Origin of the sequence: Endobacter medicaginis (assembly GCF_014192375.1) — a bacterium.
GTDB lineage: Bacteria > Pseudomonadota > Alphaproteobacteria > Acetobacterales > Acetobacteraceae > Endobacter > Endobacter medicaginis.
Genome location: NZ_JACHXV010000006.1, coordinates 30,806 through 51,523 on the forward strand (window position 1 = coordinate 30,806; position 20,718 = coordinate 51,523).

General features: G+C 70.1%; 22 protein-coding genes. 10 read left to right on the forward strand and 12 right to left on the reverse strand.

Annotated elements, in window-relative coordinates; translation table 11 throughout:
- Nucleotide 1: 1 nt before the first annotated feature.
- Genes FHR90_RS09370 through FHR90_RS09380 form a run of 3 tightly spaced genes read right to left on the reverse strand, consistent with a single transcriptional unit; the run spans nt 2 to nt 1,568 of the window.
- On the reverse strand, nt 2–847 hold the full coding sequence (locus FHR90_RS09370) for an oxidoreductase (RefSeq protein WP_176623670.1): 846 nt from the start codon (nt 845–847) through the stop codon (nt 2–4).
- Entirely contained in the window at nt 844–1,284 is a 441-nt protein-coding gene (locus FHR90_RS09375; protein ID WP_176623672.1) for an EVE domain-containing protein, read from the reverse strand. Before FHR90_RS09375 ends, FHR90_RS09370 begins: the two co-directional genes overlap by 4 nt.
- Nucleotides 1,284–1,568, reverse strand: coding sequence for a YciI family protein (locus FHR90_RS09380; protein ID WP_176623674.1), 285 nt, complete (start codon nt 1,566–1,568; stop codon nt 1,284–1,286). Before FHR90_RS09380 ends, FHR90_RS09375 begins: the two co-directional genes overlap by 1 nt.
- 113 nt (nt 1,569–1,681) lie before the next feature.
- On the opposite strand from FHR90_RS09380, the gene ccmC reads away from it, so the two are divergent.
- Genes ccmC through FHR90_RS09415 form a run of 8 tightly spaced genes read left to right on the forward strand, consistent with a single transcriptional unit; the run spans nt 1,682 to nt 6,990 of the window.
- A complete protein-coding gene (gene ccmC / locus FHR90_RS09385; protein WP_176623676.1) occupies nt 1,682–2,455 on the forward strand; it encodes a heme ABC transporter permease CcmC in 774 nt (257 codons plus the stop codon).
- Nucleotides 2,452–2,583 carry a hypothetical protein gene (locus FHR90_RS17650; protein ID WP_266152836.1) on the forward strand — a complete coding sequence of 44 codons (132 nt, stop codon included), beginning with the start codon at nt 2,452–2,454 and terminating at the stop codon, nt 2,581–2,583. The genes ccmC and FHR90_RS17650 overlap by 4 nt, the downstream gene beginning before the upstream one ends.
- The gene (ccmE, locus tag FHR90_RS09390; RefSeq protein WP_176626180.1) at nt 2,580–3,107 is read left to right on the forward strand and encodes a cytochrome c maturation protein CcmE; all 528 of its coding nucleotides are present in this window, start codon (nt 2,580–2,582) and stop codon (nt 3,105–3,107) included. Before FHR90_RS17650 ends, ccmE begins: the two co-directional genes overlap by 4 nt.
- Nucleotides 3,107–5,095: a heme lyase CcmF/NrfE family subunit gene (locus FHR90_RS09395; protein WP_221188245.1), complete on the forward strand. Its 1,989-nt coding sequence runs from the start codon at nt 3,107–3,109 to the stop codon at nt 5,093–5,095. Before ccmE ends, FHR90_RS09395 begins: the two co-directional genes overlap by 1 nt.
- Nucleotides 5,096–5,103: 8 nt before the next feature.
- Complete coding sequence (locus FHR90_RS09400) at nt 5,104–5,637, forward strand: redoxin family protein (protein WP_183275187.1); 534 nt, start codon at nt 5,104–5,106, stop codon at nt 5,635–5,637.
- The gene (locus tag FHR90_RS09405) at nt 5,606–6,088 is read left to right on the forward strand and encodes a cytochrome c-type biogenesis protein (protein WP_176626789.1); all 483 of its coding nucleotides are present in this window, start codon (nt 5,606–5,608) and stop codon (nt 6,086–6,088) included. The genes FHR90_RS09400 and FHR90_RS09405 overlap by 32 nt, the downstream gene beginning before the upstream one ends.
- Nucleotides 6,085–6,825, forward strand: coding sequence for a c-type cytochrome biogenesis protein CcmI (ccmI, locus tag FHR90_RS09410; RefSeq protein WP_183275118.1), 741 nt, complete (start codon nt 6,085–6,087; stop codon nt 6,823–6,825). The genes FHR90_RS09405 and ccmI overlap by 4 nt, the downstream gene beginning before the upstream one ends.
- Nucleotides 6,826–6,831: 6 nt before the next feature.
- The gene (locus tag FHR90_RS09415) at nt 6,832–6,990 is read left to right on the forward strand and encodes a DUF1674 domain-containing protein (protein ID WP_183275119.1); all 159 of its coding nucleotides are present in this window, start codon (nt 6,832–6,834) and stop codon (nt 6,988–6,990) included.
- Nucleotides 6,991–6,993: 3 nt separating this feature from the next.
- Here FHR90_RS09415 and FHR90_RS09420 read toward each other — a convergent pair whose 3' ends face one another.
- Nucleotides 6,994–8,172, reverse strand: a complete 1,179-nt coding sequence (locus FHR90_RS09420; RefSeq protein ID WP_183275120.1) for an MFS transporter — start codon at nt 8,170–8,172, stop codon at nt 6,994–6,996.
- Nucleotides 8,173–8,477: 305 nt separating this feature from the next.
- Here FHR90_RS09420 and FHR90_RS09425 point away from each other — a divergent pair, with 305 nt between their 5' ends.
- Nucleotides 8,478–9,203, forward strand: a complete 726-nt coding sequence (locus FHR90_RS09425; RefSeq protein ID WP_176625675.1) for a glyoxalase superfamily protein — start codon at nt 8,478–8,480, stop codon at nt 9,201–9,203.
- A gap of 6 nt (nt 9,204–9,209) precedes the next feature.
- Here the strand turns inward: FHR90_RS09425 and FHR90_RS09430 are convergent, their stop codons facing one another.
- From FHR90_RS09430 to FHR90_RS09455, 6 genes are all read right to left on the reverse strand, one after another.
- Nucleotides 9,210–10,592, reverse strand: a complete 1,383-nt coding sequence (locus tag FHR90_RS09430) for a sodium:solute symporter family transporter (protein WP_183275121.1) — start codon at nt 10,590–10,592, stop codon at nt 9,210–9,212.
- Entirely contained in the window at nt 10,589–10,798 is a 210-nt protein-coding gene (locus tag FHR90_RS09435; protein ID WP_176627023.1) for a DUF3311 domain-containing protein, read from the reverse strand. The genes FHR90_RS09430 and FHR90_RS09435 overlap by 4 nt, the downstream gene beginning before the upstream one ends.
- Nucleotides 10,795–11,898, reverse strand: coding sequence for a P1 family peptidase (locus tag FHR90_RS09440; RefSeq protein ID WP_183275122.1), 1,104 nt, complete (start codon nt 11,896–11,898; stop codon nt 10,795–10,797). The genes FHR90_RS09435 and FHR90_RS09440 overlap by 4 nt, the downstream gene beginning before the upstream one ends.
- Nucleotides 11,898–13,295, reverse strand: a complete 1,398-nt coding sequence (locus FHR90_RS09445) for an amidase (RefSeq protein ID WP_183275123.1) — start codon at nt 13,293–13,295, stop codon at nt 11,898–11,900. The genes FHR90_RS09440 and FHR90_RS09445 overlap by 1 nt, the downstream gene beginning before the upstream one ends.
- Before the next feature lie 5 nt (nt 13,296–13,300).
- Complete coding sequence (locus FHR90_RS09450; protein WP_176625613.1) at nt 13,301–15,577, reverse strand: TonB-dependent receptor; 2,277 nt, start codon at nt 15,575–15,577, stop codon at nt 13,301–13,303.
- Nucleotides 15,578–15,723: 146 nt separating this feature from the next.
- The gene (locus FHR90_RS09455; protein ID WP_183275124.1) at nt 15,724–16,608 is read right to left on the reverse strand and encodes a LysR substrate-binding domain-containing protein; all 885 of its coding nucleotides are present in this window, start codon (nt 16,606–16,608) and stop codon (nt 15,724–15,726) included.
- A gap of 160 nt (nt 16,609–16,768) precedes the next feature.
- Between FHR90_RS09455 and FHR90_RS09460 the strand changes: the two genes are divergently transcribed.
- The gene (locus tag FHR90_RS09460) at nt 16,769–17,302 is read left to right on the forward strand and encodes a type 1 glutamine amidotransferase domain-containing protein (RefSeq protein WP_176624708.1); all 534 of its coding nucleotides are present in this window, start codon (nt 16,769–16,771) and stop codon (nt 17,300–17,302) included.
- Between the two features lie 28 nt (nt 17,303–17,330).
- On the opposite strand, the gene FHR90_RS09465 is transcribed toward FHR90_RS09460, so the two are convergent.
- Nucleotides 17,331–18,794, reverse strand: a complete 1,464-nt coding sequence (locus tag FHR90_RS09465) for a S41 family peptidase (protein ID WP_176624706.1) — start codon at nt 18,792–18,794, stop codon at nt 17,331–17,333.
- 92 nt (nt 18,795–18,886) lie between these two features.
- Nucleotides 18,887–20,599 carry a 30S ribosomal protein S1 gene (gene rpsA / locus FHR90_RS09470; protein WP_176624704.1) on the reverse strand — a complete coding sequence of 571 codons (1,713 nt, stop codon included), beginning with the start codon at nt 20,597–20,599 and terminating at the stop codon, nt 18,887–18,889.
- Nucleotides 20,600–20,718: the final 119 nt, after the last annotated feature.

The following is a 20,718-nucleotide window of genomic DNA, read 5'->3' on the forward strand; positions in this document are numbered from 1 at the left end:
CTCAGTCAGGGAAGTCGGTGGCGCGGCCCACGGCTTCCCAGGTGTCGAGTTCCTTTATGCTCTGCATCCAGCGCTCGCGGGTGGCATCCACCGCATAGGCACCAAGAACCAGGTGCAGCGGCGGGTTGTCGCTCGACGCCGCCTCGATGATGGCGGTCACCGCCCGCACCGGGTCGCCCTGCTGGCGGCCGGAGATTTCGGCGGTGCCCGACAGGCGGGCGCCGACGCTTTGGCGATAGTCCTCGATCCCCACCTCGGTGGTGCGCAGCGAGCGGCCGGCCCAGTCGGTGCGGAACGGGCCGGGTTCGACCGCCATGGCGCGGATCCCCAGATGCGCGACCTCGGCGTGCAGGCCGCTGGTAAAGCCTTCGACCGCGTATTTGCTCGCACCGTAGTAGGACGAGGCGGCGCGGGCGACGAGGCCGGCAATGGACGAGATGTTGACCACGGTGCCGGATCTCTGCGCGCGCATCAGCGGCAGCACCGCGCGCGTCATCGCGAACAGGCCGAACACGTTGGCGTCGAACATCGCCCGGATCTCGGCCTCCTCGCCTTCCTCGGCGGAGGTGAGGTAGCCATAGCCCGCGTTGTTGACGAGAACGTCGATGCGGCCGAACGCCTCACGGGTGCGGGCGATGGCATCGGTGATCGCCGACGGGTCGGTCACATCGAGTTCGATCTTGAGCAGACGTTCCGACGGCGCGTCGAGACCGTCGAGATTGGACAGGCGCCGGGCGGTGGCGACCACGCGCAGGCCGCGCTCGAGGCATTGAAGCGCGAATTCGCGGCCGAAGCCGGTGGAGCAGCCGGTGATGAACCAGACCGGCCGGGTATCGGAAACACTCATCGACGCTTGCCCTTCTTTTCTTCGTAGCCGCCCAGCGCGCAGATATGGCGCCAGTGTTCGTCGCTCACCGGCATCACCGACAGCCTCGATGTGGTGACCAGCGACATCTCCGCGAGTGCGGGGGCGGCCTTGACCTGCTTCAACGTCACCGGGTGGGGAAAGGGTGCGACGGCCTTCATGTCCACGCAGACCCAGTCGCCCTTCTCGCCCGGCTCGACCGTCGGGTCGGGATAGGCCGTGCGGACGACCTCGACGACGCCGACGATCTCCTTGCCGATATTGGAATGATAGAAGAACGCGCGGTCGCCGAGGGCCATGCTGGCCAGGTTCCGCTTCGCGAGGTGGTTGCGCACCCCGGTCCACGGCTCGACCCCGTTGGCGACCTGCTGGTCCCAGGAGAAGGCGTCGGGCTCGGACTTGACCAGCCAGTGGGCCATCACACCCGCTTTCCGCCGACGAAGACCGGGGTGTAGGCGAACACCTCCAGCGAGGTGCGGAACGAGGCGTAGGGGTCGTTCTCGCCGATGCGGCGTGCGGTCTCGAGGTCGGGGGCGGTGACCAGCAGCATGGTGCCGATGGCGGTGTCGTTCTCGTCGAGCAGCGGTCCGGCCTCGATCAGCGCCTCGCCGAGCGAATCGACATAGGCGCCGTGCGCCGGGCGGGCGGCGGCGCGCTGCGGCGCGGCCGTGGCGGGAAAGCGATAGATCAGCACGAAATGCATCGAAGGCGCCCGATCGGATGGGGGAAGGACTGGTGGAGGGGATACCGCGCCGGCGCGGTTCGCGGCATGCTGTCACGACCGATCCCCCGAAGCGAGCCCCCTCACCCGAACCGATGCCACCAGAACTGACCACCACCGCCGTGCCCGCGACCGGCTGGCTGCACCGCTACGCCCATCCCGGCCGCTTCCTGCGCCTCGGCGCGACGGTGCAGCCCTGGCTGAGCGCGGCCGGGTTGATCCTGACGCTGGCCGGGCTGGGCTGGGGGCTGTTCATCGCACCGGCCGACTGGCAGCAGGGCGACGCGGTGCGGATCATGTATGTGCATGTGCCGGCGGCCTGGCTGGCCTCGGCGGCCTATCTCGCCCTCGCCGCCTGTGGTTTCGCATCGCTGGTATGGCGGCATCCGCTGGCCGATCTGGCCGCGGTCGAGATCGGGCCGGTGGGGGCGGGTGTCACCGCGCTGTGCCTCGCCTCGGGCTCGCTGTGGGGCAGGCCGATGTGGGGTGCGTGGTGGGTGTGGGATGCGCGGCTGACCTCGGTGCTGGTGCTGTTCTTCCTGTTTCTCGGCCATGTGGTGCTGGTGCGCTCGTTCGACGATCCGGCGCGCGGGGCGCGCTCGGCGGCGATCCTCGCCCTGGTGGGCGTGCTGGACCTGCCGATCATCAAGTTCTCGGTGCAGTGGTGGAACACGCTGCACCAGCCGGACAGCATCACGCTGACCGCCGCACCTGCGATGTCGCTGTCGATGCTGTGGCCGCTGCTGGTCACCGCGCTGGGGTTCAGTTTCGGCTTTGCGGCGATCGTGGTCGCGCGCGTGCGGGCGGCGATCCTCGAACAGCGGGTGCGGGTCGCTATGCAGCGTCGGGCACGGATGGCGGAGCGATGAGCGGGGTCTGGGCCTATGTGGACGCGGCCTATGGGCTGTGCGCCGCGCTCGGGCTGTGGCTGGGCGTGGGCGCGGCGCTGCGGCTGCGACGGGCGCGGCGGGCGCTGGCGCGGATCGAGGGATCATGACGCGAAAGTCGCGGCGGATCTGGATGATCGGGTGTTGCGGCGCGGGGCTGTCGGCCGCGCTCGGCCTGTCGCTCTGGGCGCTGTCGGGCAACATCGTCTATTTCATGGCACCGTCGCAGCTGCTGGCCACGCATCCCTCGCCGAAGCAGGTGGTGCGGCTGGGCGGGATGGTCGAAGCCGGGTCGGTGCGCACCGCCGAGGGCCTGTCGGGGCCGGAGGCGAGCTTTCGCGTTACCGACGGGCAGGCGGATGTGGCGGTGCACTACGACGGGATTCTGCCGGGGCTGTTTCGCGAGGGACAGAGCGTGGTGGCGCTGGGGTCGCTGGGGCAGGATGGCCGCTTCACCGCCTCGGAGGTGCTGGCCAAGCATGACCAGACCTACATGCCCAGGGAAGTCGCCGACGCACTGCGCCGGTCGGGCAAATGGGACCCGCGCTTCGGCCCCGCACCCGATCCGGCGAGCTGGGACCGGATGACGGCGGCGTCTGCGGAGACCAGGGCGGGGACCGGATCGGGCGGCTGATGGGCTTCGAGACGATCTTCGGGCCGGAACTCGGCACGCTGGCGCTGGCCTGTGCCTGTGTGGTGGCGCTGGTGCAGGCGGTGCTGCCGATGATCGGCGCACAGCGTGGCCATGCGCGGCTGATGCGGGCGGGCGCGACGCTGGCGGGGGCGCAGCTCTTCTGTCTGGCGCTGTCTTTCGTCTGTCTGGTCGCGGCGTCGGTAGCGGATGATTTCTCGGTCGGCTCGGTGGCGGCGAACAGCGCGATCGCCAAGCCGCTGGCCTACAAGATCGCCGGGGTCTGGGGCAATCATGAGGGGTCGATCCTGCTGTGGGGGTTGATCCTGGCGCTGTGCGGCGGGGCGGTGGCGGTGTTCGGACGCGAATTGCCCGATGCGCTGCGTGCGCGGGTGCTGGCGGTGCTGGGCGGCACGTCCGCGGGATTCCTGCTGTTCTGCCTGCTGACCTCGAACCCGTTCTCGCGGGTCTGGCCGCCGCCCATGGACGGGTCGGGGATGAACCCGCTGCTGCAGGACCCCGGGCTCGCGATCCATCCGCCGATCCTCTACTGCGGCTATGTCGGCTTCGCGGTGCCGTTCGCGTTCGCCGTCGCCGCGCTGATCGAGGGCGAGGTGGATGCAGCCTGGGGACGCTGGGTGCGGCCATGGGCGGTGGCGGCGTGGGCGATGCTCACCTGCGGCATCGCGCTGGGGTCGTGGTGGTCGTACTACATCCTCGGCTGGGGCGGCTACTGGTTCTGGGACCCGGTGGAGAATGCCTCGCTGCTGCCCTGGCTGACCGGCACCGCGCTGATCCATTCGGCGATCGTGGTGGAGAAACGCGCCGCCTTGAAGATCTGGACCGTGCTGCTGGCGATCGCCACCTTCTCGCTGTCGCTGTCGGGCACGTTCCTGGTGCGCTCGGGCATCCTCAACTCCGTTCATGAATTCGCCAACGACCCGACGCGAGGGGTGTTCATCCTCACCCTGCTCGCGCTGGTCAGCGGCGGGGCGCTCGCCCTGTTCGCCTGGCGCGCGCCGGTGCTGATGCAGCGCGCTGGCGCGGGTCTGTTCGCGCCGCTGTCGCGCGAGGGCGCGCTGGTGGCCAACAATATCGGGCTGTGCGCGATCTGCGCGGTGGTGCTGACCGGAACGATGTATCCGCCGTTCTCCGCCCTGCTGTTCGACCGTGCGATCTCGGTCGGTGCACCGTTCTTCAACCTTGCCACCCTGCCGCTGGCGATCCCGCTGTTCGCGCTCGTCGCCCTCGGACCGATGCTGCCGTGGAAACGCGGACGCACGCGCGCGCTGCTGCGCAGGGCACGGGTGCCGCTTGTCGTCGCACTCGCAGCACTCGCCGGGGCGATGTGGGGGATGGTGGGCGCGGTGCCGATCGCGGTGTTCGCGCTCGGGGTGTGGATCATCGCCGGCAGTCTCGCCGATCTCGCCGCCCGCGTGCTGGCCGGGGGCTGGCGCGAGGCGGGCGCGCGGCTGGCGCATCTGCCGCGCGGGGTGGTGGGCGCGGCGGTGGCGCATCTGGGGCTGGGCCTGACCGTGCTGGGCCTCGCCGCGATGAGCCAGGCGCGGACCGACATCGTCGCCGTCCAGCCCGGTCAGGAGGTGGATTTCGGCGGCTATCGCTGGACGCTCGATGCGGTCAGCGAGGCGCCGGGGCCGAACTACAGCGCTCGCATCGCCACGATTTCCGTGCGCGAGGGTGGCCGGCTGGTGACGGCGCTGCATCCGGCAGAGCGACGCTTCGCGCAGGGCGCACAGACCACGCAGGAGACGGCGATCCATACCAACCTCCTGGTCGATCTCTATGCCGTGCTGGGCGACACCGCCCCCGGCGGCGTGGTGCTGCGGCTGCATGTCAATCCGCTCGCCCCGTTCCTGTGGCTGGGCGCGCTGGTGATGGCGCTCGGTGGCGGGCTGTCGCTGTCCGACCGGCGGCTGCGGGTGGGGGCGCCGAGGCGCGCACATCCTGCGGCCGGGCGACGGCTGGCGTGACGCCGCTGATGCGCCGGCGGGTGCTGTTCGCGGCCCCGTTCGCTGTCGCGGGCGCGGCCGGGATGGGCGCATTCGCGATGCTGCGGCGGATGCCGGACGGACAATTCGACCCGCATGCCGTGGATGCGCCGGTGCTGGGCCGGATGGTGCCGGACTTCGCCCTGCCGGCGCTCCCGCCGGGCCCCGGCTTCGATGCGGCTGCCCTGCGCGCGCAGCCGCGACCGGTGCTGGTGAACGTCTTCGCCTCGTGGTGCGTGCCCTGCGTGGAGGAAGCCGAGGCGCTGCTGGCGCTGTCGACGCATCTGCCGGTCTGGGGGATCGCCTACAAGGACCCCGACGCCGCGGCGACGGATTTCGTCCGCCGCACTGGTGATCCGTATGCGCGTCTGGTCGCCGATCGCGACGGGCTGGCGGCGATCGACTGGGGGGTGAGCGGCGTGCCGGAAAGCTTTCTGGTCGCCCCCGGCGGGCGCATCGTCTGGCACAAGGCGGGCGGTCTGACGGCGGCCGATGTGGAGAGGCTGGCACGTGGTCAGGGTTAGGGTCGTGCTGGCAGTCGCGCTGCTGCTGGCGGGTCCGGCGGCCCGGACGGTGGCCTGGGCGGTGGACAGCCCTGCCGAGATGCTGCCCGATCCGAAACAGGAGGCCCGCGCGGAGGCGATCGGGCGGCAGTTGCGCTGTCTGGTGTGCCAGAACGAGAGCATCGAGGACAGTCGCGCAGCACTGGCGCGCGACCTGCGCCACGTGGTGCGCGCGCATGTCGCGGCTGGCGAGACCGACCGGCAGATCGTCGGCTGGATGGTGAGCCGCTATGGCGATTTCATCCGCCTGCGGCCGCGCCTCGACTGGCTGACCCTGCCACTCTACGCGATGCCGGGGCTGGCAGTGCTGGCCGGGCTGGCGGTCGCGCTGGTGGCGCTGCGCCGTCGGCGGGGCGAGCCGCCGGCGCCGTTGAGCGACACGGAGCGGGCACGGCTGGAGCGGCTGCGGTGATCGGCTGGATGATCGCGGGCACATTGCTGCTGGCCGCCCTCACCGTGGCCTGCCTGCTGGCGCTGCGCGGCGGCGCCGAGCCGCAAGGACGACGGGTGCCGGCGCTGGCACTGCACCGGGCGCGTCTGGCTTCGGTCGAGCGCGACCGCGACATCGGGCTGATCGCGCCGGAGGACGCCGACGCAGCACGGCTCGAGATCCAGCGCCAGTTGTTGACCGAAGCCGACCGGGTCGAACCGGCGGGCGCGCCGGTGGCATCGGGACGCGGGTGGCTGATCGGGGCGGCAGTGGCGATGCCGCTCGCGAGCCTCGCGCTCTATCTTTCGGTGGGCCATCCGCTGTTGCCGTCGGCGCCGATGGCGCTGCGCGAGCAGGCGCGGGCCGACGACCCGCAGACGGCGCGCGACGCGCAGCTCGTGGCAACGCTGCGCGCACGGCTCGCCGGGCTCGATCCGGCATCGCCACAGGGACGCGAGGGCTACACCCTGCTCGGCCGGGTCGAGGCGACGCAGGGACACTGGAGCGACGCAGCCCGCGCCTGGCGCAAGGCGGTCGATGCGCGCTTCGACCCCGCGCTCGCGGTCTCGGCTGCGGAGGCACAGTGCCGGGCGGACGGGCGGGTGAGCGCGGACTCGGCCGCGCTGTTCCGGCGTGCACTGGCCGAAGGGCCGGCGGACGCGCCATGGCGGGGACTGGCGCAGGAAAGACTTGTGGAGGCGGAAGCGGCGCCCCATTGATGGGTGATGAGTGACGATCCCAGGCCCGAACCGTCCGCCCTCACCCCCGATGAGCTGGAGGCGGAGCCCAAAGCGAAACCCGGGGTGGAAACGGGTGGCCCGAAAGGACTCGAACCCACGCGCTATGGAGACTGGGAGCGCAACGGGCGCTGCTTCGATTTCTGAGGCTCAGGCGCCGCGCCAGAGGGCAAACGCGGCCAGCGCCACGCCCACCAGCCCCAGCCCGGTGCCGACCGCCGCTGCCCAGCCGCCGCTCCCGTAGGCCCAGCCGCCAAGCGCCGAGCCGCACGCACCGCCGAGAAAGAAGACCGCCAGATACAGCCCGTTCAGCCGCGCGCGGGTGGCCGGCCCGAGGGCGAACAGGGCGCGCTGGCCGAGCACGAGATTGCCGCTGACGCCGAAATCCAGCACCACGCCGGCCAGTGCGAGCACGCCCAGGCGCCAATGCTCCGTCCCGCCGGCCAGCAGGCACAGCGACAGGCCGGTCGCCACGCAGATCATCGCACCGAACGTCGCGATCCGCGTATGCCCGGCATCGGCCAGCCGGCCGGCCAGCGGAGCCGCGATGGTGCCGGCGACCCCGATCAGCGCGAACAGCGCGATGCCGGCCTGGCCGATGCCGAAATTCTGCGCCAGCCACAGCGGGGTGACGGTCCAGAACAGGCTGAACGCCCCGAACAGGAAGAAATGGTAGAAGGCGCGCCTCTGCAGCACCTTCGTGCGCCACAGCAGCCCGGCCAGCGAGGCGAGCAGCGAACCATAGGAATGTCCCGGCTCCGGCTCCCAGCGCGGCAGCCTGATCCGCATCGCGACCCCGATCGCCACCATCAGCACGGTGGCGACGACGAACACCACATGCCACGACGACACCGAGGCGATCAGGCTGCCGACCGGACGGGCGAGCATGATGCCGACCATCAGCCCGCTCATCACGTTGCCGACCACCCTGCCCCGGCTCGCCTCGGGGGCGAGATGGGCGGCGAACGGCACCAGCACCTGCACCGAGACCGAGCCGATGCCGATCGCGAGACAGGCGAGCAGGAACGGCCCGGGGTGGGTGGACAGTGCGGCCGCCGCCACCGCCAGCGTGCCGAGGACCAGGATACTCACCACCAGGCGGCGGTTCTCGACCAGATCGCCCAGTGGCACCAGCAGCACCAGCCCGAGCGCATAGCCGAGCTGGGTGAGTGTGACGATCAGCCCGGCATGGGCGGGCGGCAGGCCGAGCGAGGCGGCGATCGGGCCGGCCAGCGGCTGCGCGTAATAGAGATTGGCGACGACCACCCCGCAGGCCAGGGCGAAGAACAGGTTTAGGGCGCGGGTCATCTCGGGGGGATTCGGGCTCATGGTGGATGCAGATGGCAGCACCGCCGCCCGGTGACCAGAGTGCAGACGCTCGTCTCAGGCTCGGCCACAGGCCCGATCCGACGCCGATCGCCCCCGCCCTGTCTTTCTGGCTTGCCCGCGGCAGGCTGACGCGGTCATGCTGCCGGCAGGGCCCGCGATGCGGCCCGCCGCCTGCACTGGGTTCCGGCCCGGATCGGTGAACGTATCGCGTCTGCGAAAGACATCTCGCTTCGGATGTGGCGGACGGAGTTCGGCAATGCAGGCCCCGGTCTCGACAGTTCGTTCGCCGCAGACGGAGACCCAGGATGCAGACCCCATACCCCAAGACCATGGCCCGGATCCTGCGCGAGGCGCTGGCCGAGCGCGCGCTGTCGATCAGCCACTCGACCGCGCTGGAGATCGTCGCCCGGCAGCTCGGCCATGCCGACTGGAACGTGCTGTCGGCGCAGCCTGCGACACCCTCGGCTGCGATCCCCACGCCAGCAGGCGGCGGACCGCTCCCCGAAGGGTGGCATGTCAGCGGCCGCAGCGACCTCTTCCGTGCCGGGTTGCTGACCCAGGGCGGCCCGGATGGTGAGGCCGCGCTGAGCATCGACAGCCTCGCTCCCGCCGATCCGAATGCGCCGGTCGCCGGATCAGGAGAGTTCCTCACCATCATGCAGCGCATCTCCGCCGAGCCATGGCGCGGGCGGATGGTCAGTTTCCGCGCCCGTTTGCGCTGCGAGCAGGCGACCGGGAGCGGGCGGCTGTGGATTCATGCCCGCAACGGGGCGCGCGAGGCCCTCGTGTTCGACAATCTCGGTCTCGAGGCGACCGCGAATGGCCCGATCACCGGCACCACCGGCTGGACGGAGCGTCATGTCACCATCGAGGTGCCGGAAACCGCGAGTTATCTGGGTTTCGGCGTACTGTACGGCTCGGGGACCGGGCGGTTCCGGGCAGCGGGACTGTCGTTCGGGCAGGCGGAGGGGGATGAACGGCCGCGCGCATTGCCGAACGAACCGCGCAATCTCGGACTGCAGACCGCCTGAGGCGGATCAGGGCGGGCTGCGGGCCGGCCAAAGGCGTGACAGCAGCCCCAGGATCGCGGCGTTCAGCCCCAGGCCGACCAGCCCGGGATTGACGCCGCCGAGCCCGATGGCGGCTTCATAAAGCCAGATTGCCAGCGCGTCGCCGGCGAGCAAGGCGATGACGATCGCCGACGCGCGGACCCGCCAGCCTGCCAGCAGCGCGACGAGACCGGGGAAGGTCTGGGTGATTCCGAAATAGAACAGGTTGTTGATCGAGACCATCAGGCCGTGGAACCGGGCCGCGCCCCAGATCGAGGCGAGCAGATACAGCGCCATCACCATCTTGGCGGCGCGTCGCTGGGCGTCGCCGTCGAGACCGGGGAGAATGTTGCGGGCGACCAGCGGGCCGAGGGCGAGGCAGATGCCGGCCAGCACCACCAGCGCCGACAGCGTCGCCCCCGCCAGCACCAGGCCGAACGCCCAGGGCGGCAGCAGGGCGCCGGCGAGGGTGACGAACACCGCGTTGGCATCGGCCGGGGCCGAGGGCAGGTGTCGCGCGACCGTGGCGATGGCGACCAGCAGCGGGAACATCAACATGTAGAGCGGCATCGCGCATTGCGCGCGACGCAGGGTGGCGGCCGAGCGGGCGGTGAACACCGCCGCCACGGTCTGCGGCACCAGGCAGAAGCCGATGGCTTGCAACACGATCGTCGACATCGCGAAGATGTCGACTGGCCACGCGGTCGGCGCCGGTGGCGGCGGGGATGCGGCATGTGCGGGTCCGTCCCCCTGCCCGCTCGCCCAGGCGATCGCCGCACCGCCGGTGGCGACCACCGCGAGTAGCATCAGCGCGTCCTTCAGCACCGCGACCTGGGCCGGGCCGCGGATGCCGGACACCGCCACCATCGCGAACACCAGTGCCCCGGCGATGCCGAGCAGGGCCAGCGGCGGCACGGTGAGGTGCAGCGCGGCCAGCACGGTGCCGAGACCGACGAACTGCAGCACGCCGAGCGGCAGCAGGAAGGCGATGCAGTTGAGCGCGACGATCCGTTCCAGCGCGCGGCTGCGGAAATGGCGGCCGAACAGGTCGGGCAGTGTCACCGCACCATGGCGGCGTCCGGCCCGCCAGATCGCCGGGTAGAGAAAATAGCCGACCGGGAAGGCGAGCAGGATGTAGCCCAGGAACCAGGCGAGGAAGCCGGTGCCGTGCGCATACACCCCGCTCGGCACGCCGAGGATGGTGGCGATCGAGTAGGTCTCGCCAACGGCGAGCACGAAGAACAGCAGCGAGCCGAAGCGCCCCGAGGCGACAAAGAAGTCCTCCGGCTTCTGATGCGCGCCGCCACGACCACCCCAGAGGGAGGCGGCCATCGCCAGGGCGATCAGCAAGACGAACACCGCCGCCGTCACGCCTGGTCCCCAGGCAGATGCCGGTCGTGCCACCACCAGCAGGCGGCGAGGCAGGCGGAGGTGAGCGGGATGCAGGCGAACAGCCACCAGGCGGCAACCGGCAGGCCGAGCCAGACGTACGGCAGCCGCGACAGCAGCGGGATGGTGGGCACCACCAGCAGGACCGGCAGGCCGAGGCCGAGCGCCAGACGGACGGCCGGTCTCACCGCGCGGGCAGCGAATGCCAGGTGCGGCCTTGCATTCCCGGCGGCAGGGTGGCCTCGTACACGCCGCGCGCCACCGCACGCGCCAGCACGTCCGCCGCCGCCGCGCCGATCCGCGCGACGGCGAACTCCCGGCGTGGACCGGGCGCCGGGCGCCGGCCCGTGGACAGCGCGAACACCACGTCGCCGTCGAACGGTGAATGGATCGGCCGGATCGCACGGGCGAGACCGTCCTGCGCCATCATCGCCACCCGCTTGATCTCGTCGGGGTCGAGGATCACGTCGGTCGCCACACAGGCGATGGTGGTGTTGGCGCGCGCACCGGGATTGATGCGGGTGTCGCCCCAATCCTCGCCGGCAACCAGGTCGGGGCTGGGCCCGAGGCCACCGAACTCCCGGTTCAGCTCGAACGGTGCGGCCCAGAAATGCCGCCCCCCCGGCACCAGCGGCGTGCCGAGGCTGTTGACGGCGACGATGGCGCCGACGGTCATGCCGTCGGCGGTGACCAGAGAGGCCGAGCCGATGCCGCCCTTGAGCGTGCCGGCCGTGGCCCCATAGCCCGCACCGGCGGTGCCGAGCGCGAACCCGGCGCCGGCGGAGGCGACCGCTTCGACGCCGAGATCGCGATAGGGCGGTTGCATCCCCCAGCCCTTGTCGCCGCCATTGGCGAGGTCGAACAGGATCGCCGCCGGCACGATCGGCGACGGCGGCACGCCCGGCAGCGGCGCCATGACGAAGCCGCGCCCATGCGCGCCGAGCCAGGCGGCGACCCCGTCGGCCGCGGCCAGCCCGTAGACGGAGCCACCCGACAGCACCACCGCATCGACCGACCGGACCAGATCCCAAGCGTCGAGCGCGTCGGTCTCGCGCGTGCCGGGGCCGCCGCCACGCACGTCCACCGCACAGACCGCGCGGCGGTCGGGCAGGATGACGCTGACGCCGCTGCGCACACGCGCGTCCTGCGCCTGGCCGACGCTGAGCCCCTCGACATCGGTGATCAGGTTGCGCGGCCCCGGCCGGCCAGGCCCGCCCGCGGCGCGTGCGCCGAGGGTCGTGGCCGCGGCGAGGCCGCCGAACGCGGTGAGAAGCGTGCGCCGTCGCATCAGCAGCGCTCCCCGGGCGGGAGCGGCCAGTCCGTGATCGGGCCGCGCTGCGACTCGTACCAGCGGGCGAGCTGGAGGGCCCGGGCGTCGGCGAAGCGCGGGGTGACGATCTGCAGGCCGATCGGCGTGCCGTCGCGCGAGAAGCCGCAGTTGAGCGAGACCGCCGGCTGCTCGCCCATGTTCCACGGCAAGGTGTAGGCGATGTGCTCGAACGGGCGCTGCCAGTCGTCGATCGGGGAGGCGTATTCGGCGGGAAAGGCGAGGTTCGGGGTGGTGGGCGAGAGTACCGCGTCGACCGAGGACATCAGCGCGCCGCAGGCGGCGCGCATATCGAAGGTGCGGCCGAAGCCGGTGACGGCCTGCGCACCCGACACCCCTGCCCCGCTCTCCGCCCAGTGCAGGATATAGGGCAGGATCAGCGCGCGGCGTTCGGGCGGCAGGACAGAGATCTCGGCCCAGGCGCGGGCGCGCCAGAACCGGTCGAGACCGTCGAGCATGTCGCGGGTGAGCACCGGCGCGACCTCGACCAGCGTCGCGCCGGCGGCGGCGAAGGTCTCGGCCGCCGCGCGCACGGCTTCGCCGATCTCGGCGTCGAGCGCCATGCCGCAGCCGGCCTCCATCATCACGCCGATGCGCAAGGACCGCACGCCGTCGATCGGCGCCAGCCAGTCGATCGTCTCGGGCGGCAGGCTGGTGGCATCGCGCGCGTCTGGAAGGCTCAGTACCGCCATCATGCGTGCGGCATCATCCACCGTGCGGGTCATCGGTCCGGCGCAGCGGCCGGTGTAGTAGGGGTCGATCGGGATGCGGCCGAGCGTGGGCTTGAAGCCGACCAGGCCGCACCAGGCGGCGGGCAGACGCACGGAGCCGCCGATATCGGTGCCCACATGCAGCGGCCCGTAGCCGGCCGCGGCAGCGGCGGCGGCACCGGCGCTGGACCCGCCGGGGTTGTTGGCGAGGTTCCACGGGTTGCGGGCCAGCGGATGGAAGCTCGACAGGCCGGAGGAGAGCATGCCGAAGTCAGGCACGGTGGTCTTGGCGAACAGGACCGCCCCGGCCTCGCGCAGGCGGGCGGCGGGTGGCGCGTCGTCGGGCTCGGGGAGCAGGACCGTCGCGGCGGTGCCGACCGGAGTGGGCGTGCCGCGCGTGTGGATCAGTTCCTTGAGGCTGACCGGCACGCCGTCGAGCGGGCCGAGGGCGGCGCGGTCCGACCAGCGGCGGGCGGATGCCTCGGCCTGCGCGCGCGCCGAGGCCGGGTCGTAGGCGTAGAGCGCGTGCAGGCTCGGCTCCCAGGCGGCGATGCGCGCATCGAGCGCCTCGATGACATCGACGGGGGTGAAGGTGGCCTCTGCATAGCCTGCGGCGAGCTGGGCGGCATCGAGATCGGCAAGTTGCATCAGGCTCAGAACCCTACCGAAGCGCGCACGCCCCAGACCGCCGGCAGGCCGGACTGGGCGATGTTGTCGCCGGAGACGAAATAGTTGCGGGTGACGTCGTAGTGCTTGTCGAGGATATTCTGGCCGAACGCGGCCAGCATCCAGCGATGGTTCTTCGGCGACAGTGCGATGTTGGCGTTGAACAACGTGTAGCCGGCGACATCGTAGAGCTTGCCGAACAGCGAGCGGTAGGTGGAGCGCAGTGAATAATCGATACCGGTGGTGAGGTCGTAGCGGCCGAGATCGAAGGTGTAGCTGGCCGAGCCGTTCAGGGTGATTTTCGGCGAGGGCAGGCTGTCGCCCTTGCGGTCGCGATAGACGCCGACGAAGACGCCGCCTTCGCGTACCGCCGAGACCACCGAGTTGAAGCGGTCGAACTGACCGGTCGCCCATCCCGCAGACTGGGTCAGCAGCAGATGCGGGATCGGCGACCAGTCCGCCTGCATCTCGCCGCCATAGAGATGCGAGCGCGGCGCGTTGATGATCGCACCGACCAGACCGGTGAGCGGATTGACAACCGCCGACTGGATCTGCTCGTCGTGATAGTCGTAGTAGAACGCGGAGACGTTGAGACGCAGATGCTGTCGGGGGAAATCGGCCTTGTTGCCGATCTCGTAGGCCCAGACCTTCTCGGGCGCGAAAGGTGCGGTCGAGACCTGGGCGGAGACGGAGTTGTAGGTGGTAAATCCGCCCGATTTCACACCACGGCTGACCGAGGCGTAGAGCATGTCGTGTGTGAACGGTGTATATTGCAGCTCGATCTTTCCAGTCGGTTCGGTGAAGTCGGTGCTGCGGTGACCGAGCGTGGTGACCGCGGTCTGGGTGGCGCTGTCGGCATAGGCGGCGCGGAAATTGTTCAGATCGCGCACCTCGTGCTCCACGCGCAGACCGCCGGTGAGGCTAAGGCGGTGGGTGAGCGCGTAGGTCGCCTGGCCGAAGCCGCTGATGGTGTTGACCTTCTGCGAATACTGCACGGTGCGGTCGAACTTGTAGACGCTCTGAAAACCGGAATCGTAGATGTCGGCAAGATACTGGTTGGCGTAGTAGATGCCGCCGACCCATTTGAGGCGTCCGGAATCATGCGAGGTCAGGCGCAGCTCGTTGGCGAACACGTTGGCGCGGGAATTGAAGAACACATCCGCGATGGCCAGCGAGGAGGCGTCGAAATTGTCGTATTCCTGGCGCTGCATGTAGTCGTAGCTGACCAGATCGGTCAGGGTAGCGAAAGCGAGGCTCTGGTCGGCACGCAGGCTGACGCCACCGGTGTCGATATGGCTGAACGGCTTGGCGTCGGGGCGGATGCCGATCAGTTTCGCGAATTGCGGCGAGGTGCCCCAGCCGGTGATCTGGCGATCGGTATCGGCCGGAAAGATGGGCTGGCCCGCGCCGAGATAGGTCACCAGAGAGGTCAGCGGTGCGTAGAGATGCAGGCCGACCGCATCGGAACGGTCGTGGCTGCCATGGCCTTCGAGTTCGATCTTGAGCGTGTCGGTGGGCTCGACATCGAGCATGACGCGCAGGCCGCTGCGGTCGACGTCGCCGAGGCGGTCGGAATTGTCGCGCGAATGCTGCCACGCCCCGCCCTGCTGGGTCTGGCCGGCGATGCGGATCTGCGCCTTGTCGCCGAGCGGGCCGGAGAGGAAGCCGTCGATCTTGGTGGAATTGAAGCGGGCGTACTGCGCGGAGAGATTGCCGGTCCAGTAAGAGGTCGGCTTGTTGAGGATGTAGTTGATCGCACCCGCAGTGGTGTTGCGGCCATACAGCGTCCCCTGCGGGCCGCGCAGCACCTCGACGCGGGCGATGTCGAACATCGCGCCGTTGGTGCCGAACGGCACCGGATAGGCGACCTCGTCGACATAGATGCCGACGGTCGGTGCGTTGTTGGAAGCATAGTCGTTGAAGCCCATGCCGCGGATGGCGAAGGAGGGCTGGCCCGAGCCGAACTGCGGCGTCACCTGCAGCGAGGGGGTGAGGTATTGCAGGTCGAAGACGTTGTTGACGTTGCGGGCGGCCAGCGTCTTGCCGGAAATGACGCTGATCGAGGCGCCGACGCTCTGCGCACTCTGCGAGCGGCGCTCGGAGGTGACGGTGATCTGTTCGATGCCGTTGTCGGTTGTGGGTTTCGGTGTCGGCACCGGCGTGGTCGCGGTCTGCGCAGCGGCGTCGAGCGACAGCAGGGCGACCCCGGCCAGCAGAGGTGCGCGGCGGGCGACATGGCGGCAGACGGATGCGGTCAGGGGCATCACCAGCTCCTCTTCGGCTGTAAGGGTCGCGTGGCGCAAACGTTAGGGGTGCGAACCGATCGACGGGAAGTTCAATCTTGTGCTCTGGCCGTACCCGCCTGCGCATCACCGCCCACCAGTTGGGCAGATGGTCATGATATGAGCAGTCATCCGACCAGAAAACGCTCCAGCTCGGCGATCACCGCTTCGGCGGCGTGGGGCAGGACCCGGTCCGGGGCGCGGCAGATCACCAGCGAGGTCTCGATGAGGCTGTCCTCGGCGAGGGCCACCGCCACCAGACGTCCGGCCTCGATCTCGTCGGCACAGCACAGGGGCGGCAGGATCAGCACCGCCGCGCCGCGCAGGGCCAGCGCCTTCTGCATGTCGAGCGAGCCGGTGATGAACACCGGGTCGAGCCGCCGGCTGGCCGCGCGCGCGATCCGGTCGAGGTCCTGGCGCGCACCGAACCCTGCCCCCGGCAGGGCCAGCGCGTGGCGGGTGAGTTCGGCAAGCGACACGCGCTCCAGCCCCGCGAGCGGATGGCCCGGCGAGACGATCGCCGAATGCGCGATCGGATGGCGGGCTGCGATCAGCGGGGCGGCGGAGTCGGGAGCGAAGATGGTCACGCCGACATCGACCGTGCCGTCGGCGACACCGGCCACCAGCTCGGCGGCGCTGGTAACGTCGACCGAGAAGCGCAGGCGCGGATGGCGCCCATGCAGCCGGGCGAGCACCGGCGCGAGCAGCCCGCCCACCACCGCCCCGGCGGCGCGGATACTGGCATGCCCGCGTTCCAGCCCGCGCAGGTCGTCGATCAGCGCACGCGTGGTGTCGATCTCGGCGCCGATCATCGCGGCGCGGGCAGCCAGCAGCCGCCCGGCCTCGGTGAGCGCGACGCCGGCCGCCCGGCGGTCGAGCAACTCGGCGCGGAAGAAGTATTCGAGGCTGGCGAGCTGCCGGTTCAGGGCGGTGGGCGCGATCCCGAGCCGCTGCGCGGCCTGACGGATCGAACCGGACCGCGCAACCTCGATGAAGGACAGCAGCGCGCGCACGTGCATCCGCACAGGATAGGACGAGCGTCCTCCCGTGACACCCCCGCACTTGCCGCCTCCCGTCTGATCCTGTGAGCCCCATGCTGATGACTTGTCAGTTGCCGCGCGCGGCCCGGCTCCTCAGATCACGGGCCGGACCCATTTCGGAAAGACGAACAACATGACTGTCCGTGTCGCGGTGCTGGCCGCCGATGGTACAGAGGAAATCGAGCTGACCTCGCCGGTCGCCGTTTTGCGCGTGGCGGGGGCGGAGGTGACGATCATCTCGCTGCAGAAAGGTGAATTCCAGGCGGTGAAGGGCGACATCTACCCGTCGAACAGGATTACCGCCGAACGCGCCGTGGCCGATTCGAGCCCGGCCGATTACGACGCGCTGCTGCTGCCCGGCGGTGTGTTCTCGCCCGACAAGCTGCGCATGGACCCGGTGGCGGTCGACTTCATCCGCGACCTCGCCACCGCCGGCAAACCGGTGGCGACGATCTGCCACGGCTCGCAGAGCCTGATCGAGGCTGGCGTGCTCCAGGGGCGCCGTGGCACCTCCTGGCCGGCAATCCGTACCGATCTCGCCAATGCCGGCGCGACCTGGGTCGACGAGGCGGTGGTGATCGACGGCAACCTGCTGTTCTCGCGCTCGCCGGACGATCTCGACGCCTTCAACCCGGCGATCGTGAAACATTTCGGCCTCGCCGGCTGAGCGTGCGGGCGGCGCGGCACCCGCTCACTCAGCGCGGCAGCGCCGCCACCCAGGCCTCGAGTGCTGCAGTGTCGCGCATGTCGCCCGGATACAGATAGGTCGGGGTGACGGGGACGTTCCAGCCACGGGGGCGGTTTCGATACACCTTCATCGGGCTGTAGAGCGTGCCCGCACCACTCGGCAGCGGGTCGACGCGTGCATCCAGGTCATAGGTGTCGCCGCCGGTCTGCTGACCGATCTGCACCGCGCCAAGCCCGCGCCACCGGTCCACCGCATCAAGGCAGGCCGACTGGCACAGGAAATCGGTCAGGACATAGATCACCGCGCGGGGGGTAGGCTCCGTCACGGCCTCGGGCGCTGCGGGTGCGGTATCGGGCTCCCGCCACAGCGAAACGCCCCTGCCCGCCGCCGCCTTCATGCCTGCGGCGATGCTCGCAACCAGAGCACGGTCGGTCGCGCTGGCCCCGGGGGCCGAGGACAGCATTTTCTCATCAGCGTCGAGCAGGGCCTGATTGGCGGGTGAGACACGCCATTCGGTGAGGATGGATGCGCCACTGCGGTCGAAGGCAGCGTTGGCCGCGCGACCCCAGAGCACGTCGGCAATCTGATCCGACCAGTCGGACGAGCCGCCATCGTTGCCGCGCAGGTCGAGGACGACCGCCGGCGCAGCCCGGATCGCCGCACGGTCACGGGTCATCTGCGCGATCAGGGCGACCAGCGCGCGGCCGACCGGGGTGCCCGGGTCGGCTTCGAAATGCGATAGGTTGAACCAGCGCGTGCCGTCGGCAAGAACGTGGCTGCCGATCGGTGGATGCGCACGGGGCGCGGTCTCAGCCAGCCGCCGGTCGATCTCGCTCGCTGGCAGGTCGCGCCAGTGCAGATGCACGCTGCGCTCGAGACCGGCCTCATCGAAGACGCAATCGACCGGACGGGCGATGAACGGGTTGCCGCGATCGAGCAGCAGCCGACCACCACGGAAGATCCGCGCCGTGGCCAGCTGCCAGCGCCCGACGAACGGCGCGACATTGCGCTCGGCCAGCGTTGCGGCCGGGACACCGTCACAGGCGCGCAGCACCGCACCCGTTCCGACCGGTGCGTCCGCGGCACGGGTGAGCACGCGCCACACCCCGTCACCCCGCTCCCCGACCAGAAAGCCTGGCCACCGCGCCGGCAAGGGCGGCAAGTCGAGGGCGAGTTCGACATGACCGTCGTTATAGCTGGCAATCTGCGCGTCCAGGGCCGCGACATAGCCGGCCTCGTCATGGACCCGGGCGGCGCGCTGCCTGACGAGCGCGAGGGCCGCGTCGCTGAGGGCGTTGAACCCCGGCTGCCAGCGATCGACCGGACCGGGGGTGTTGAGCGCGATACCGTCGTGGATCGCCCGGGCGTCCTCGACCAGTCGCGCGGACCAGTCGACCGGCCCGGGTGACGCCCGTGCGGTGCCGTGGGCGATCACCGCGAGACACAGACCCGCAAGATGAACACGCCGCATTCGCCTCTCCGGTCCTGTGCCGGACGACGATAACAAAAAAGGCGGCCCCGAGGGGCCGCCTTTGCTGATTGCACCACACAGGGTGGAGGTGATCAGACCTCGGTCTGGTTGCGGCGACGGATCGCCGCACCGAGGATGTCGCCGAGCGAGGCGCCGCTGTCGGCGGAGCCGTAGTCGGAGATCGCCTGCTTGTCGTCGTCCATCTCGCGGCCCTTGATGGTGAGCTGGACCTTGCGCGAGGCGCGGTCCACCGACACCACCTTGGCATCGACGCGCTCGCCGACGGCGAAACGCTCCGGACGCTGCTCGCCCTTGTCGCGGGCCAGCTCGGCGCGGCGGATGAAGCCGGTCAGCACCTCGTCGACCTTCACCTCGATGCCGTTGGACTGAACGGCGGTCACGGTGCAGGTGACGATCTGGCCCTTGTTGACACGGGTGAGCGTGTCGGCGGCCGGATCCTCGGCGAGCTGCTTGATGCCGAGCGAGATGCGCTCCTTCTCGACATCGACATCGAGCACCTTGGCCTGCACGACCTGGCCCTTCTCGAAGCGGGCCATGGCGGTCTCGCCGGGCTCGTCCCAGGACAGGTCGGACATGTGGACCATGCCGTCGATGTCGGCCGAGAGCCCGATGAACAGGCCGAACTCGGTGACGTTGCGGACCTCGCCCTCGACCGTCGAGCCGATGCGATGCTCCTCGGCGAACACCTCCCACGGATTGCGCTGCACCTGCTTGAGGCCCAGCGAGATCCGGCGCTTGGAGCTGTCGACATCCAGCACCATCACGTCGACCTCCTGCGAGGTGGCGACGATCTTGCCCGGATGGACGTTCTTCTTGGTCCAGCTCATCTCGGAGACGTGCACCAGACCCTCCACACCCGGTTCCAGCTCCACGAAGGCGCCGTAATCGGTGATGTTGGTCACGCGGCCGCTGTAGCGGGCTCCCGGCGGATACTTGATCGCCACGCCTTCCCACGGATCGGCTTCGAGCTGCTTCATGCCGAGGCTGATGCGCTGGGTCTCCGAGTTGAAGCGGATGACCTGCACGCGGACCTGCTGGCCGATCTGCAGCGCCTCGGAGGGGTGGTTGATGCGCTTCCAGGCGATGTCGGTGACATGCAGCAGGCCGTCGACGCCGCCGAGGTCCACGAACGCACCGTAATCGGTGATGTTCTTGACCACGCCGTCGAGGATCATGCCTTCCTTGAGGCCCTGGATCAGCTCGCTGCGCTGCTCCGCGCGGGTCTCTTCCAGAACCGCACGACGCGACACCACGATGTTGCCGCGCGCACGGTCCATCTTGAGGATCTGGAACGGCTGCGGGGTGCCCATCAGCGGGCCGGCATCGCGCACCGGGCGGATATCGACCTGGGAGCCGGGCAGGAACGCCATCGCGCCGCCGAGATCGACGGTGAAGCCGCCCTTGACGCGGCCATAGATGGTGCCGTTGACGCGCTGGTTGGCCTCGAAGGCCTTCTCGAGCGAGGTCCAGGCCTCCTCGCGGCGCGCCTTCTCGCGCGACAGCACGATGGAGCCGTCACGATCCTCGTAGCGCTCGACATAGAGCTCGATCACGTCGCCGGGCTGCACCTCGTGCGGCGCGCCGGGGACGCCAAATTCCTTCAGCGCGACGCGGCCCTCGCTCTTGAGGCCGACATCGACGATGGCGAACTCGTCGGTCAGCCGCAGCACGCGGCCGGTGACGACGGAGCCATCGAAGCCGGTGTCACGGCCCAGCGTCTCGTCGAGGAGGGTGGAGAAATCTTCGCCGCGGAAATGATCGACGGCGGGGGCGTTTGAAGCCAAGCGGTTTGTCCTGTTCAATGGGCGCCGGGAAGCTCAGCGGGCGCCACATCTTTCTGTCCTGCGCACCGCCGGGACGCGATCGTCGCGCCTGCGATACGACTTGCGCCCGCTGCCCTCTC

Excerpts from the sequence above, each read along its gene's own strand:
- ccmE (WP_176626180.1), top strand. The coding sequence starts at position 2,580 with ATGACGCGAAAGTCGCGGCGGATCTGGATGATCGGGTGTTGCGGCGCG.
- FHR90_RS09420 (WP_183275120.1), bottom strand. The coding sequence starts at position 8,172 with ATGAGCCCGAATCCCCCCGAGATGACCCGCGCCCTAAACCTGTTCTTC.
- FHR90_RS09465 (WP_176624706.1), bottom strand. The coding sequence starts at position 18,794 with ATGCGGCGTGTTCATCTTGCGGGTCTGTGTCTCGCGGTGATCGCCCAC.
- FHR90_RS09395 (WP_221188245.1), top strand. The coding sequence starts at position 3,107 with ATGGGCTTCGAGACGATCTTCGGGCCGGAACTCGGCACGCTGGCGCTG.
- FHR90_RS09460 (WP_176624708.1), top strand. The coding sequence starts at position 16,769 with ATGACTGTCCGTGTCGCGGTGCTGGCCGCCGATGGTACAGAGGAAATC.
- FHR90_RS09445 (WP_183275123.1), bottom strand. The coding sequence starts at position 13,295 with ATGCAACTTGCCGATCTCGATGCCGCCCAGCTCGCCGCAGGCTATGCA.
- FHR90_RS17650 (WP_266152836.1), top strand. The coding sequence starts at position 2,452 with ATGAGCGGGGTCTGGGCCTATGTGGACGCGGCCTATGGGCTGTGCGCC.
- FHR90_RS09375 (WP_176623672.1), bottom strand. The coding sequence starts at position 1,284 with ATGGCCCACTGGCTGGTCAAGTCCGAGCCCGACGCCTTCTCCTGGGAC.
- FHR90_RS09405 (WP_176626789.1), top strand. The coding sequence starts at position 5,606 with ATGTGGAGAGGCTGGCACGTGGTCAGGGTTAGGGTCGTGCTGGCAGTC.
- FHR90_RS09400 (WP_183275187.1), top strand. The coding sequence starts at position 5,104 with ATGCGCCGGCGGGTGCTGTTCGCGGCCCCGTTCGCTGTCGCGGGCGCG.
- FHR90_RS09450 (WP_176625613.1), bottom strand. The coding sequence starts at position 15,577 with ATGCCCCTGACCGCATCCGTCTGCCGCCATGTCGCCCGCCGCGCACCT.
- FHR90_RS09370 (WP_176623670.1), bottom strand. The coding sequence starts at position 847 with ATGAGTGTTTCCGATACCCGGCCGGTCTGGTTCATCACCGGCTGCTCC.
- FHR90_RS09425 (WP_176625675.1), top strand. The coding sequence starts at position 8,478 with ATGCAGACCCCATACCCCAAGACCATGGCCCGGATCCTGCGCGAGGCG.
- FHR90_RS09440 (WP_183275122.1), bottom strand. The coding sequence starts at position 11,898 with ATGCGACGGCGCACGCTTCTCACCGCGTTCGGCGGCCTCGCCGCGGCC.
- FHR90_RS09380 (WP_176623674.1), bottom strand. The coding sequence starts at position 1,568 with ATGCATTTCGTGCTGATCTATCGCTTTCCCGCCACGGCCGCGCCGCAG.
- FHR90_RS09415 (WP_183275119.1), top strand. The coding sequence starts at position 6,832 with ATGAGTGACGATCCCAGGCCCGAACCGTCCGCCCTCACCCCCGATGAG.
- ccmC (WP_176623676.1), top strand. The coding sequence starts at position 1,682 with ATGCCACCAGAACTGACCACCACCGCCGTGCCCGCGACCGGCTGGCTG.